Source organism: Brevibacillus sp. AG, assembly GCF_028369215.1.
GTDB classification, from domain to species: Bacteria; Bacillota; Bacilli; order Brevibacillales; family Brevibacillaceae; genus Brevibacillus; species Brevibacillus porteri.
Window position 1 is genome coordinate 649,917 of sequence record NZ_JAQMYO010000002.1, and the last position, 13,597, is coordinate 663,513.

Sequence of the window (13,597 nt, forward strand, 5' to 3'; positions counted from 1 at the left end):
GGGTAGAATGATGGAAGGAATCGGGAATTATAAAATAGAAGTAAAAATTTCAGCTGATAAATTGGAGGCTGAGGTACTTCTACGTGCGGACGAACAAGATATCGACGAAATTGTCGTCTTGGAAACAGATGTTTACAAAGCATTACAAACAAGCAATGTGAAGTATGGAATTCTCGATGATGTAGTCCAGAACTTGTGTACCTTACCCGCGAAGTATGCAAATGCGAGAGTAAAGGTTGCTCAGGGGATTGCACCAGTGGCCGGAACCGATGCGACTATCGAGTACCCCTATTTGGCATCTATTAATGAAGGGGAAGGTCCAAAAGAGCTAGAGGATGGTCGAGTTGATTTTTATAATGTGACGACAATCCCTAATGTGGCAAAAGGACAACTCTTGGCACGTAAAATATCAGCAAGCCAGGGACAACCAGGCACAGCAGTTACCGGAGAGCCCATCGCTCCCAAAGCCGGCAAGGAAATAAACATAAAGCCTGGGAAAAATGTTGTGCTCAATCAAGAGCGGACGATGCTATACGCCGCTATTGACGGACAAGTCTCCTTCACGGAACAGGCAAAAATGAACGTGTTTCCCGTATTTGAAGTAAACGGGGATGTCGATTTTGGTGTTGGCAATATTGATTTTGTGGGAACGGTGGTCATTCGCGGGAACGTATTGAATGGCTTTCGCGTAAAGTCATCAGGAGATATCCGTGTACTTGGCAGTGTAGAAGGGGCCGAGTTGTACGCGGAGGGCTCTATTGAAATCAAAAGCGGGATTGTTGCCCAGGACAAAGGCTGCATTGTTGCGGGGAAAGATGTTCGGACATCCTTTATCCAAAACGCCAATGTAACGGCTGGCAATCAAGTGATTGTTTCACAAAGCATCATGTTCTCAACCATACGAGCTGGAAAGCAAATCATCTGCAAAGGAGCAAAAGGCTTCATTATTGGTGGCGTGCTTCAAGCTGGGGAAAAGATTGTGGCACGAGTATTTGGGAACAGCAGCGCCACTCCTACGATACTCGAAGTAGGAGTAAAACCAGAATTAAGACAAGAACTGGCGAACATTCAAAAAGAACTACAAAATGTGTATGAAAATTTACGCAAAACAGATCAAGGCCTAGGCGTTATTAATCAGATTCTTCAAGTCAGCAAAGAACTTCCAGCAGACAAACGTCTCATGCAAATCAAGCTAACCAATACTCGTTTGGTTTTGGAAAAAGAAAGCAAGGAATTGGAAGCACGCAGAAATGATATTGAACTCGAGCTGAAAGGGGAAGGCCCAGCAGCTATTGAGGCATATCATGTGATGTATCCAGGAATTAAAATGACGTTTGGAAAGCTGGTGCACTTTATCAAGCATGAGTATGCGAGAACGCGATTTATTGTGCTAGACGGTGAAATTAGCACAGCAACCCTCATCTAATCCAGGATGCTTACATACTTAGTGTGACAAAGGGAGTTGGGGCCATATGAGTTTGAAAGCGGTTGAATTGCAGGTGGCAATACCACGTACGCTAGAAGTCAGCCGAATTCAGGAGCATCAGCAACAACGAACCATGCATGAACAACAATCAATGATTGATCAGCGGAGAGACCTGGATGAACATATGCGCCAGCGCCCGAGCGATCTTGAGCAATCACAAAAGAACCAGATACGCGAACGAGAAAAAAAGCAAGGACAGCAAGAGCATCAGGACAAAAAAGAATCCGCTGGAAGTCAATTGTCCGAATCGAGCGAAGGTGTATCTACGAATGCTGATCTCATGAGAGATCCATTGCGTGGACGTATTATAGATATTTCTTTATAAACGAAGTCAAGCCAGAAATAAAGGTGGACAACATGGACGTAGTGTATCCCATCCTGATTGGAGCAGGAATGATCAGTATGCTTCTTGCTTTTGTCATTAAAAAGAAGCAGCCTGTTGACTCCTTTTCCTCAATACCGACACAACGCACGACGGACAAGGACGAGCTCGAAAAAAGCGTGCAGCGTCTTCAAAAACAGGTAAAGCAAGAAACCCATCTTCTTTCTGCAGAATGGCAGGAAATGAGAGCGGATCTTCTCGAGGATATCGCTAGTTTGCGCAAGCGATTAGACAATATGGAAGAAGAATGGCAAAAGAGTGAGAGTCACAAGCAAGAGGCTCCAAATGATACGGATAGGATAGAACCAGCACCTCAAGTTCAAGAGGTGGATATGCTGGCACTGCGAGAACGTTATCGCCGTGCCTTTGAGCTGAGTAAAGAAGGTTTGTCTCGGGATGAGATCGCAAAACGACTCGGTGCCGGCAGAGGGGAAATCGATTTGGTCTTTTCCTTGGCTGACAGGCATGAGCGAGGTCTTGCCGATGCGTAAACAAGAGCTATTATTTGGATTTGGAGCAGGACTGATTGTGGCTACCTCCATTATTGGACTGTTAGCGCCTAAGCAAACTGCGCAAGCACCAGCCCTGACTGTCGATCAAATGAAAGTAGCTGCACAAGAGCTGGAAATGGTCGTACTTACAGCAGAAGAATACAAACAGTGGCAGGAAGAAAAGAAAGTGAACGTACAGCCAGCTCCTGGAGTGCCTAAGGCGCCAGTTACGCCAAAGGTAGGTCAAACCGTGGCGCCTGTGACTAAGCAACCGCAGACGCCAACTGTACAGCCTACGACACCTGCAGCTTCATCGGAACAAAAGGTGATTCCGCCAACGAATCCAGAGAGTAAGGACGACCAGCCTACTCCAACCGTACCGAATACGCAGACACCAACGTCACCCAATACGTTGGCACCTAAAGCTCCGACAGTAGAAGCACCAGTAGCAGATAAGAAGGTATCTTTCACTGTTCCTTACAAAGCAACTGCAGAAGATGTAGCGCAGATTCTAGTAAAGGAAGGAATCCTTCCTACCGACAATCAATTTGTGGCACAGCTACGTGCGAGCGACAAGCTAAATCGTATTCGTGTAGGTACCTATGAAGTGTCGACCGCCGCTCAGGAAGCAGACATCGTCAAGTTGATCACAACACCGCCTAAAAAATAGGCGGTTTTTTCAATGTAACCAAATGTGTCCATTTGTCCTCTGCCAAGAAGGGTCAAAACTTTTTTTACGAAATAAATGGAATTCGTTTGTTGCAATTGAAACTCCCATATGATATATTCATTTACGGTGTTGAAATCGCACGTCCACCAATTCCGGCAACGGTGCTGCCTAAGGCAGAATTGCTAGGAACATGCGGTGAGGCGGAGGTACGCATCACAAAAACCATTTTTGAAGGAGGTGTGAAATATGGCAGTAATTTCGATGAAACAATTGCTCGAGGCTGGTGTACACTTTGGTCACCAAACTCGTCGTTGGAACCCGAAAATGGCTCGCTATATCTTCACCGAACGTAACGGAATCTACATTATCGACCTGCAAAAAACCGTTAAAAAAGTAGAGGAAGCGTACAACTTCGTACGTGAACTCGCTCAAGACGGCGGTAAAGTGCTCTTCGTTGGTACGAAGAAACAAGCACAAGAATCCGTTAAAGAAGAAGCAGAACGCACAGGTCACTACTTCATCAACCAACGTTGGTTGGGTGGTACCCTGACAAACTTCACAACCATCAAAAAACGTACATCTCGCTTGGCTGAGCTGAAGCGCATGGAAAACGATGGTACTTTCGAAGTATTGCCTAAGAAAGAAGTTATCGTTCTGCGCAAAGAAATGGATCGTCTGGAAAAATTCTTGGGCGGTATCGCTCACATGGATAAACTGCCTGACGCTCTGTTTGTAATCGATCCTCGTAAAGAGCGCATCGCTGTAGCAGAAGCTCGCAAATTGGGTATCCCAATCGTTGCAATCGTAGATACTAACTGTGATCCAGATGAGATCGACTATGTGATCCCAGGTAACGATGATGCAATTCGCGCTGTGAAACTGCTGACTGCTAAAATGGCAGATGCTCTGCAAGAAGGAAACCAAGGTACAGAGCAACAAGCAACAACAACTGCGTAAGCATGTGTGTAAAATGGGTGGACTGAGGGTGTCAGAACCCCCCGTCCATCCTTTTTTGTTGAATATTGTTGCCGTGCAGGTTAGCACGCAACATGCTTTTCGACTATAATAAGATCGTAACTTTTCGAGGAGGTTTCACTCAATGGCAATTAGTGCACAAGCTGTTAAAGAACTGCGCGAGCGTACAGGCGCAGGTATGATGGATTGCAAACGCGCGCTGGAAGAAACAGCAGGCGACATGGAAAAAGCGATTGACTTGCTCCGTGAGCGCGGTGTAGCGAAAGCAGCAAAAAAATCTGGTCGTATCGCAGCAGAAGGTTTGACTGCAACAGCAGTAGCTGGAAACGTAGCAGCAGTTGTTGAAGTGAACTGCGAAACTGACTTCGTAGGTAAAAACCCTGAGTTCCAAGCACTCGTTAAAGACATCGCTGAGCACGTTGTATCCCAACGCCCTGCATCTGTTGAAGAAGCGCTGGAGCAACCTTTCAAAGGTGCTGGCGAGACTTTGGGTCATGTAATCAACGAGAAAATCGCGACTATCGGAGAGAACATCTCCTTCCGTCGTTTTGCACTCTCCGAGAAAACAGACAACGGCGCATTCGGTGCTTACCTCCACATGGGTGGCCGTATCGGCGTTCTGGTTACTTTGGAAGGTACACAAGACGAGACACTGGCTCGCGACCTGGGCATGCACGCAGCAGCGTCCAACCCACGTTTTGCTAACCGTGAAGAAGTTTCCGCTGATGAGATCGAGCGTGAGCGTGAAGTTCTGAAAAACCAAGCACTGGCTGAAGGCAAACCTGCTAACATCGTTGAGAAAATGGTAGAAGGCCGCCTCTCCAAATTCTTCGAAGAATACGTACTGGTTGAGCAACCATTCGTAAAAGATACTGACAAGAAAGTAGCTGTTCTGTTGAAAGAAGCAGGCGCTACCTTGAAAGGATTCGCTCGCTTCCAAGTAGGCGAAGGTATCGAGAAGAAACAAGAAGACTTCGCAGCTGAAGTAATGGCTCAAGTTAATAAGCAATAATAAAGGTTATAGGGAACACCTTCGTGTTCCCTATTTTCAAAGCGAGAGTTTCACTTTGTGTGAAACTTTCTGCATGTAAATAGCAGTGTGTACCTGTTCCCAATTAGAAGGAATGCAGACTGGGCACAGAGAATGATTCATGAATGGAGGCCGTTTCACATGCCACTTCCTGCCTATAAACGGGTTGTGTTAAAGTTGAGTGGGGAAGCTTTGGCGGGGGACTTAGGGTATGGGATTGACCCAAAGGTAATTTTCTCCGTCGCTAACCAGATCAAGGAAATCGTAGAATTGGGTGTACAAGTCGCAGTAGTCGTCGGAGGAGGTAACATCTGGCGCGGACTTTCAGGCAGCTCTAAAGGAATGGATCGGGCAACAGCCGATTACATGGGGATGCTGGCCACAATTATGAACTCACTCGCCTTGCAGGATGGGTTAGAAAAAGTGAACGTCCCGACTCGTGTTCAAACCTCGATTGAGATGAGACAGGTAGCAGAACCATACATACGCCGTCGTGCCATTCGTCATTTGGAAAAAATGCGTGTGGTCATCTTCGCTGCCGGTACTGGTAACCCTTACTTTTCAACGGATACGACTGCTGCTTTGCGTGCAGCTGAAATTGAAGCTGAAGTAATCCTGATGGCGAAAAACAAGGTAGACGGTGTGTACACTGCAGATCCAAGCCTTGACCCGAACGCTAAGAAGTACGACCAGTTGACATTCCTGGAAGTGCTGAATAAAGGTTTAGGTGTCATGGATTCAACAGCGTCCAGCCTGTGCATGGATAACAGTATTCCGTTGATCGTCTTTAACATTTCTGAAGAAGGCAATATTCGTCGGGCAGTAATGGGCGACAAAATCGGTACTCTAGTGAAAGGGGAATAATTATGCCACAAACTGTGCTAAAAGACATGGAAGATCGCATGAATAAAGCGATCAATGCTTTGAAAAGAGATCTGTCTAGCCTGCGTGCAGGTCGTGCGAACCCAGCGATGCTGGAGCGTGTTACAGTAGACTACTACGGCACTCCAACGCCGATTAGCCAATTGGCAAACATCAGCGTTCCAGAACCACGTATGCTGACTATCCAGCCTTGGGATAAAACCGCGCTCAAAGAAATTGACCGTGCGCTGCAACAATCGGATTTGGGAATATCCCCATCCAACGATGGTGTGATTATCCGTCTGATGATTCCTCCACTCACAGAAGAGCGTCGTAAAGAGCTCGTGAAGCTGGCAGGAAAAGGTGGAGAAGAAGCAAAGGTAGCTATTCGTAACATCCGTCGTGATGCAAACGATGAAATCAAAAAGCTGGAAAAAGCTGCTACCATTTCTGAGGACGATTCCCGTCGTCATCAAGAAACCATACAAAAAGCGACGGATAAATTCATCGCCGAAGTTGACAAGATCGTTAAGGACAAAGAGAAAGACATTTTGGAAGTATAGGTAATGGTAATCCCCCTCGTTTGAGGGGGATGTACGTCTATATCTCTCATTACGGGGGAACACTTTATGTTAGAACATCTGGCGCGCAAATGGGGCCGCAAAGAAAAGCAAACGGAGCCAGCCGAGTTGGATCGTTCCGGGAAGATCCCGGAACATGTGGCGATTATTATGGATGGCAACGGTCGTTGGGCCAACAAGCGCAGTTTACCCCGGGTTGCCGGGCACCGTGCAGGAATGAAAGCAGTAAAGGAAGTCGTCAAGGCTGCAGACGAGATTGGTGTGCGTTATATGACGATGTACGCATTCTCTACCGAAAATTGGAAGCGCCCACGAGATGAAGTGGATTTTCTCATGAAACTTCCGCAGGAATTTTTGTCGACAGAATTGGATGAATTAATAGAACGTGGTGTTCGCATTCGCATGCTGGGCAGTAAAAACGAGCTGCCTTCTCATACGCTGAAAGCACTGCTGGAAGCAGAAGAGAAAACGAAGGACAATAGCGGTCTGCAATTGAATTTTGCTCTGAATTACGGCGGGCGAGATGAACTTGCGAAAGCATTTTCAGAGATGGCGGCACAAGTAAAAGCAGGTGAGCTTCAACCAGAGCAACTGACTGAGGAATTGATATCGAGCTACCTGTATACAAGCGAAATTCCCGATCCAGACCTCTTGATTCGCACAAGTGGAGAGATTCGCTTGAGTAACTTTATGCTGTGGCAATTGGCATATACAGAATTATGGTTTACGGATGTGCTATGGCCTGATTTTACCCGTGAACATTTTTATCAAGCAATCGTGGAATACCAAGGCCGAGCTCGTCGCTACGGGGCGGTATAACCGAGAGGTGGAATCAGTTGAAGCAACGTATAATAACAGGCCTGATTGGTGGGGCTGCTTTTCTATTATTGATGTATGCTGGTGGAGTTTGGTACTCACTATTGGTGTTTTTACTGGCTGTCATTGGCTATTTTGAATTTATGAGAATGGCTGGCATTCAGTCATTTTATTTGGCAGGATTGCTCGGATATGTATTGATGTTAAGCATTTTGTGGCCGTCTCTATTATTTTCGGATTGGTTCAGTATCAGCATGCCGGATCTGATGCTGCCCGTCATCCTGCTCTTGTTGATTTACTCCGTTTTACGGAAAAATCAGTTTCACATTGAACACGTCGCCCTTACGTTGGTGGGGGCGTTATACATAGGCTACGGTTTTACTTATATGGCCGCTACCCGAAACCTACCTGAAGGATTCATGCTGACGGTCATGGTCATTATGGGAATCTGGTCGACTGATTCGGGCGCCTATTTTGTGGGAAAAGCAATAGGCAAGCGTAAACTGTGGCCAGAAATAAGTCCAAACAAGACGGTGGAAGGGGCCTTAGGAGGTCTCGTCGCTTCTGTCTTGATTGTCCTTTCCATCAATGCAAGCTTTGGACATTTTGCGATTGATCAGGCTTTGACTATCGCACTTGTTGCGGGGATCGTCGGGCAATTGGGTGATTTGGTTGAGTCGGCTTTCAAGAGACATTTCCATGTAAAAGATTCAGGACAGCTCATTCCGGGTCACGGGGGCGTTTTGGATCGCTTTGATAGTTTTTTGCTCGTCTTTCCGGTTCTACATCTATTAGGTATTGTCTAAAACCTTTTGCATATAGAAAGAGATATAGAGGGTGAAATCCGTGAAAAAAATAGCGCTCTTAGGTTCAACGGGGTCAATTGGAACGAGTACGCTTGAAGTCGTAGACCAGCATCCTGAGGATTTTTCGGTGGTAGCTATGGCTGCTGGAACAAACGTCGATCTATTGACACGCCAGGTGGAAAAATTCAAGCCCGATCTCGTTTCTGTGGGAAATGAGGAGGCTGCCGTTGAACTGCGAGATAGATTGGCGGGTAAGTCTCAACCAGAAATCGTTTACGGGGCGGAAGGATTGGAACTGGTTGCCCGTCATGAAGCTGCCAATTTCGTTATGACTGCTGTTGTCGGCAGTGTAGGGGTCGCACCTACACTCGCTGCGATTGAGGCGGGAAAAACAATTGGACTGGCCAACAAAGAGACACTGGTGAGCGCTGGCCCTGTCGTCATGAAACGAGCGAAAGAAAAAGGCGTATCGATTATTCCAGTAGACAGCGAGCATTCAGCTGTCTACCAATGTCTGCAAGGGGAGCGCAAGGAAGATGTGGCGCGGGTCATTTTGACCGCTTCAGGAGGTTCTTTCCGTCACCTCTCTCGCGAGGATCTACAGCAAGTGACAGTAGAGCAGGCATTGGCTCATCCGAATTGGAGCATGGGTGCAAAAATTACCATCGATTCTGCTACCATGATGAACAAAGGTTTTGAAGTGATCGAGGCTCATTGGCTGTTCGATTTACCTTATGAGCAAATCGAATGCGTATTGCATTATGAAAGTATCATACACTCTATGGTAGAATACAAAGACAGAGCGGTCATGGCTCAACTCGGTACGCCGGATATGAAGGTTCCGATTCAGTACGCCATGAGCTATCCCATCAGAAAAGAACTGCCTACCGAACCACTCGATTTGGTCAAGATCGCCACGCTTCATTTTGCAGCCATGGATTATGAGCGTTATCCACTGTTAAAATTAGCGTATGAGTGCGGCATGGCAGGAGGTACGCATACTGCGGTACTGAATGCAGCCAATGAAGTCGCAGTTGATAGGTTCTTGAAGGGAGCGATCCGTTTTTTGGACATCGAAAAGGTCGTCCGAAAAACATGCGAAGCTCACCCTGGTGTAGCGAGTCCAGAGCTTGCAGATATTTTTGCAGCTGATGAGTGGGCACGCTCTTATGCGCTCGTCTCCATCTAAGGAAATATGAGTGTTAGATACTTGACAGAAAGGTGGCTGTTCACTTGCCTTTGCCCAACCTGGATTCCGTTGAATCAATTCTCGCGATTGTAGTTGTATTTGGGGTACTTGTCTTTGTGCACGAACTAGGACACTTCCTTCTGGCCAAGAAGGCAGGAATCTTATGTCGTGAATTTGCACTGGGAATGGGGCCAAAAATTTTTCGCGTGAAGCGGGGAGAAACGGAATACACCTTACGCCTGTTACCCATCGGTGGTCTCGTTCGCATGGCGGGGGAAGACCCGGAGATGGATATGTTGAAACCGCACATGGAAGTAAGCGTGGAGCGGGATGCGTTAGGAAAGGTCACACATATTTTGCTCGATGGGCCAAGTACTGGTTCACCTCGTGCGATTACCGGTACGGTGGTACATTTTGATCTGGAGCAAAATTTAAATATCGTGCTTGAACTAGATGGAGAGCAGAAGACATTTGCTGTTCATCCACAGGCTCAGCTGGTCAAGGATGGACAAGAAGTACAGATTGCTCCTCTGAACAGACAGTTCAAAGGCAAGACAGTTTCCCAACGTTTTTGGGCGATTTTTGCAGGACCTGCAGCCAACTTTTTGCTGGCGTTTGTTTTGTTTATCGTGATCGGCTTCTTGTACGGCGTACCGAATGGCAGCCATCTGGGGAATGTGATTCCGGGAGGACCTGCTGCTCAAGCTGGATTATTGCCAGGTGATAAGGTGATCGCGATTCAAGGTCAGCCTGTATCCTCGTGGAAAGACGTTGTAGAGAAGATTAGCAAAGCGCCAGACCAACAATTAACATTTGAGTACGAGCGCAATGGCCAGCGTATGACTGTGCCAGTTAAAGTAGGGAAAGACGAAAATAACGTGGGCAAAATCATGGTAACCAATGCACTCACGTTTGCCCCAGGAGAAGTTCTCAAATACGGTGCAACTTCCACTTACGAGTTTACGATGATGATCCTGAAAAGCTTGGGAATGCTCGTGACGGGTGAATATGGGCTGAAGGACTTGAGTGGTCCAGTCGGTATTTTCAAGATGACAGGAGAGGTTGCTCAACAAGGTATGGCGATTCTATTGAAATGGGCTGCTGTATTGAGCATTAACCTTGGATTGTTCAATCTGTTGCCACTGCCTGCCTTAGATGGCGGACGTCTCGCATTCTTGGGAGTAGAGGCGTTGCGTGGTCGACCTGTTGACCCTCATAAAGAAGGAATGGTTCATTTCCTGGGCTTTGCCTTTTTGATGTTGCTGATTTTGGTAGTGACTTGGAATGATCTGCAACGATTGTTCTCCTAATCACGTACTAACATGATAGAAAGAAAAACAGACATACCTAAAAGGATGGTGCAAAATGTTCAAGCGCGAGGAGACGAAACCGGTTTTTGTAGGTGGAGTGCAAATCGGGGGCCAAAAAAGCGTAGTCATCCAGTCGATGACGACAGCAGACACTCGTGATGTAGAAAAAACTCTGGCTGAAATTCAGAGACTGCACGATGTCGGTTGCCAAATTGTTCGCTTGGCCGTCATCAATGAAGATGCAGCCCGTGCCATCAAAAAAATTAAAGAACGCTCCCCATTGCCGCTTGTTGCCGACATTCATTTCGACCACAAGCTCGCGTTGATTGCACTGGAGAGCGGGATTGATAAAATTCGGATCAACCCAGGAAACATCGGTTCGAAAGAAAAAACGCAACGTGTAGTGGAAGCGTGCCGCGAGCGCAATGTTCCGATCCGTATCGGGGTCAACTCCGGTTCAGTGGAGAGAAGACTTTTGGAGAAATACGGTTACCCTTCTCCGGAAGCGATCGTAGAAAGTGCGATAGACCACGTGCAAATTCTGGAAGACTTGAATTACGACAACATCGTCATTTCCTTGAAGTCTTCCGATGTTCCAACAATGATCCAAACATATTCGTTGATGGCACAGAAACGCAACTATCCACTGCATGTCGGTGTTACAGAAGCAGGTACACAGTTTTCCGGCAGCATTAAGTCTTCAGTTGGAATTGGAACGGTATTGTCGATGGGAATCGGTGACACCATCCGCGTATCCCTGACGGCTGATCCTGTTGAAGAAATTAAAGTAGCGAAACAAATCCTTCGCAGCTTGGATATCGTGAACAACGATCCAGTGGTTATTGCATGCCCATCTTGCGGTCGATGCGCAATTGACCTGATCGGCTTGGCAACAAAAGTCGAAGATGCCATTTCGACGCTGAAAGTACCGTTAAAAGTAGCGGTAATGGGTTGCGCGGTTAATGGTCCTGGTGAAGCTCGTGAAGCAGATGTAGGCGTTGCCGGCGGAAATGGCGAGGGCTTGATTTTCCGTAATGGTGAAATTGTTCGGAAAGTAAAAGAAACCGAGTTGTTTGAAGAGCTGATGAAAGAAATTAATGAAATTGTAAACGAGCAAAAACCTACAACTGTTGGGTAATGCACGTTGATTGCTGATAAGGCATAAGGAGGACACGCATGTGTTGAAGCAAAGTCAAATGTTGATCCCTACCCTGCGGGAAGTGCCATCCGACGCGGAGATTGCCAGCCACAAACTGCTACTCCGTGCTGGTATGGCCCGCCAACTGGCTTCCGGTATTTATACGTACCTGCCCCTGGCGCTCCGTTCCCTGCACAAAATCCAAGCGATTGTGCGTGAAGAAATGAACAATGCTGGGGGACAAGAGCTGTTGATGCCAGCGATGCAACCAGCTGAGCTGTGGCATCAAACGGGTCGTTGGGATGTATACGGTCCCGAGCTCGTTCGCCTGCGTGACCGTCATGATCGTCCTTTTGCCTTGGGTCCAACCCACGAAGAAGTCATTACGAGTCTCGTGCGTGATGAGATTAACTCTTACAAAAAACTCCCGATCAACCTTTATCAAATTCAAACCAAGTTCCGTGATGAAGTGCGTCCACGCTTCGGTTTGATTCGTTGCCGCGAGTTTATTATGAAGGATGCTTACTCTTTTGATACGTCACAAGAAGGTCTGGATCGCAACTTCCAGGCGATGTATGATGCGTACACGAACATCTTTACCCGTGTAGGCTTGAACTTCCGTGCAGTAGAAGCGGATGCAGGTGCAATCGGCGGAAAAGGCACTTACGAATTCATGGCGCTGTGCGACATTGGGGAAGACACGATTGCTTATTCTGAAGAAGGCGATTATGCGGCCAACTTGGAAAAAGCAGAAGTCGTGTACAAGCCATCTGCGAAGCCAGCAACAGAAGCGCCAGCTCGCGAAAAATTGCATACGCCTGGTACCAAAACGATCGACCAATTGGTGCAAGCACTGCAAATCGAAGCAAAGCAAATCATCAAGAGCCTCATTTATCGCATAGACGACAAGCTGGTTATGGTTCTGGTGCGCGGTGATCATGAGATCAATGAAGTGAAGCTGAAAAATTTGTATGATGCGACGATCGTAGGGCTGGCTTCTGAAGTGGATATCGTTTCGGTAACAGGAGCTCCAGCAGGATTTGTTGGCCCTGTTGGCATTGATCCTGAAAAAGTGGAAATCATTGCGGACAATTTTGTTCAAGAAGTTTATGATGGTGTCGTCGGTGCCAATGAAACAGACTATCATCTGACTCATGTAGTTGCTGGCCGTGATTTCACGGTTTCCCAGTACGCTGACTTGCGCAACATTACAGAAGGCGACGAGTGCCCTCGTACAGGTGGTGTTATCAAGTTTGCACGTGGTGTAGAAGTCGGTCACGTATTCAAGCTGGGTACGAAATACTCCACAGCGATGGGTGCTACGTACCTGGATGAGAATGGTCGCAGTCAACCAATGATCATGGGTTGCTACGGAATCGGTGTATCTCGTACGATTGCGGCAGTGATCGAGCAGAACAATGATGAAAATGGAATCATTTGGCCAGTATCTGTTGCACCTTTCCATGTGCATGTGATTCCGGTCAATGTTAAAGTAGAAGAGCAACGGCAAGCTAGTGAACAAATTACAGAAGCATTGCGCAAGGCTGGCGTAGAAGTTTTGTTTGACGATCGTCCTGAGCGTGCTGGTGTGAAGTTTAAAGATGCCGATTTGATTGGATTGCCCCTGCGTATTACGGTTTCCGATAAAGCTGCACAAGAAGGAACAGTTGAAGTGCGTATCCGCAAAAACGGTGAAACACATGATGTGAAGCTGGATCAATTGGTCGATGAAGTGAAAGGTCACTTATCTCGTGTTGACCAAACAGGAGCTGCATTGTTCGGTAACTAGTTGCATGCAGGAATAAGAAGGATTTTGTCGAATTTTTACGGGGTACTCCCCTAGCTTAAAGGGGAGTGCCTCT

General features: G+C 47.0%; 14 protein-coding genes. All 14 read left to right on the forward strand.

Annotation, left to right across the window (positions count from 1 at the left end; all coding sequences use genetic code 11):
- The first annotated feature begins 7 nt into the window (after nt 1-7).
- The 14 genes from POF51_RS08375 (at nt 8) to POF51_RS08440 (ending at nt 13,524) form a co-directional block, all read left to right on the forward strand.
- Nucleotides 8-1,426 (forward strand): DUF342 domain-containing protein, encoded by a 1,419-nt coding sequence (locus POF51_RS08375; RefSeq protein ID WP_017249306.1) that lies wholly within the window; start codon nt 8-10, stop codon nt 1,424-1,426.
- Nucleotides 1,427-1,472: 46 nt separating this feature from the next.
- Nucleotides 1,473-1,811 (forward strand): hypothetical protein, encoded by a 339-nt coding sequence (locus POF51_RS08380; protein ID WP_017249305.1) that lies wholly within the window; start codon nt 1,473-1,475, stop codon nt 1,809-1,811.
- Nucleotides 1,812-1,834: 23 nt separating this feature from the next.
- Nucleotides 1,835-2,359 (forward strand): DUF6115 domain-containing protein, encoded by a 525-nt coding sequence (locus tag POF51_RS08385; RefSeq protein WP_083261674.1) that lies wholly within the window; start codon nt 1,835-1,837, stop codon nt 2,357-2,359.
- Nucleotides 2,334-3,029, forward strand: a complete 696-nt coding sequence (locus POF51_RS08390; protein ID WP_069849250.1) for a DNA polymerase III subunit gamma/tau — start codon at nt 2,334-2,336, stop codon at nt 3,027-3,029. The genes POF51_RS08385 and POF51_RS08390 overlap by 26 nt, the downstream gene beginning before the upstream one ends.
- A 246-nt stretch (nt 3,030-3,275) precedes the next feature.
- Entirely contained in the window at nt 3,276-3,986 is a 711-nt protein-coding gene (gene rpsB / locus POF51_RS08395; RefSeq protein WP_069849249.1) for a 30S ribosomal protein S2, read from the forward strand.
- A 142-nt stretch (nt 3,987-4,128) separates the two neighbouring features.
- Entirely contained in the window at nt 4,129-5,016 is an 888-nt protein-coding gene (gene tsf, locus POF51_RS08400) for a translation elongation factor Ts (protein ID WP_017249302.1), read from the forward strand.
- Nucleotides 5,017-5,175: 159 nt separating this feature from the next.
- Nucleotides 5,176-5,898 (forward strand): UMP kinase, encoded by a 723-nt coding sequence (gene pyrH, locus POF51_RS08405; protein ID WP_017249301.1) that lies wholly within the window; start codon nt 5,176-5,178, stop codon nt 5,896-5,898.
- Between the two features lie 2 nt (nt 5,899-5,900).
- Nucleotides 5,901-6,458, forward strand: a complete 558-nt coding sequence (gene frr, locus POF51_RS08410) for a ribosome recycling factor (RefSeq protein WP_017249300.1) — start codon at nt 5,901-5,903, stop codon at nt 6,456-6,458.
- Between the two features lie 66 nt (nt 6,459-6,524).
- A complete protein-coding gene (locus POF51_RS08415; RefSeq protein WP_017249299.1) occupies nt 6,525-7,295 on the forward strand; it encodes an isoprenyl transferase in 771 nt (256 codons plus the stop codon).
- A gap of 17 nt (nt 7,296-7,312) precedes the next feature.
- A complete protein-coding gene (locus POF51_RS08420) occupies nt 7,313-8,098 on the forward strand; it encodes a phosphatidate cytidylyltransferase (protein WP_271754969.1) in 786 nt (261 codons plus the stop codon).
- A 40-nt stretch (nt 8,099-8,138) separates the two neighbouring features.
- Nucleotides 8,139-9,287, forward strand: a complete 1,149-nt coding sequence (locus tag POF51_RS08425) for a 1-deoxy-D-xylulose-5-phosphate reductoisomerase (RefSeq protein ID WP_069849694.1) — start codon at nt 8,139-8,141, stop codon at nt 9,285-9,287.
- A gap of 44 nt (nt 9,288-9,331) precedes the next feature.
- Nucleotides 9,332-10,597 (forward strand): RIP metalloprotease RseP, encoded by a 1,266-nt coding sequence (gene rseP / locus POF51_RS08430; RefSeq protein WP_069849247.1) that lies wholly within the window; start codon nt 9,332-9,334, stop codon nt 10,595-10,597.
- A 55-nt stretch (nt 10,598-10,652) separates the two neighbouring features.
- Nucleotides 10,653-11,735, forward strand: a complete 1,083-nt coding sequence (ispG, locus tag POF51_RS08435) for a flavodoxin-dependent (E)-4-hydroxy-3-methylbut-2-enyl-diphosphate synthase (protein WP_007719240.1) — start codon at nt 10,653-10,655, stop codon at nt 11,733-11,735.
- A 43-nt stretch (nt 11,736-11,778) separates the two neighbouring features.
- Nucleotides 11,779-13,524 (forward strand): proline--tRNA ligase, encoded by a 1,746-nt coding sequence (locus tag POF51_RS08440; protein WP_170831608.1) that lies wholly within the window; start codon nt 11,779-11,781, stop codon nt 13,522-13,524.
- The last annotated feature ends 73 nt before the right edge of the window (nt 13,525-13,597 follow it).

Coding starts and splice junctions, on each gene's coding strand:
- tsf (WP_017249302.1), top strand. CDS start 4,129: ATGGCAATTAGTGCACAAGCTGTTAAAGAACTGCGCGAGCGTACAGGC.
- pyrH (WP_017249301.1), top strand. CDS start 5,176: ATGCCACTTCCTGCCTATAAACGGGTTGTGTTAAAGTTGAGTGGGGAA.
- rpsB (WP_069849249.1), top strand. CDS start 3,276: ATGGCAGTAATTTCGATGAAACAATTGCTCGAGGCTGGTGTACACTTT.
- ispG (WP_007719240.1), top strand. CDS start 10,653: ATGTTCAAGCGCGAGGAGACGAAACCGGTTTTTGTAGGTGGAGTGCAA.
- POF51_RS08375 (WP_017249306.1), top strand. CDS start 8: ATGATGGAAGGAATCGGGAATTATAAAATAGAAGTAAAAATTTCAGCT.
- POF51_RS08390 (WP_069849250.1), top strand. CDS start 2,334: ATGAGCGAGGTCTTGCCGATGCGTAAACAAGAGCTATTATTTGGATTT.
- frr (WP_017249300.1), top strand. CDS start 5,901: ATGCCACAAACTGTGCTAAAAGACATGGAAGATCGCATGAATAAAGCG.
- POF51_RS08380 (WP_017249305.1), top strand. CDS start 1,473: ATGAGTTTGAAAGCGGTTGAATTGCAGGTGGCAATACCACGTACGCTA.
- POF51_RS08415 (WP_017249299.1), top strand. CDS start 6,525: ATGTTAGAACATCTGGCGCGCAAATGGGGCCGCAAAGAAAAGCAAACG.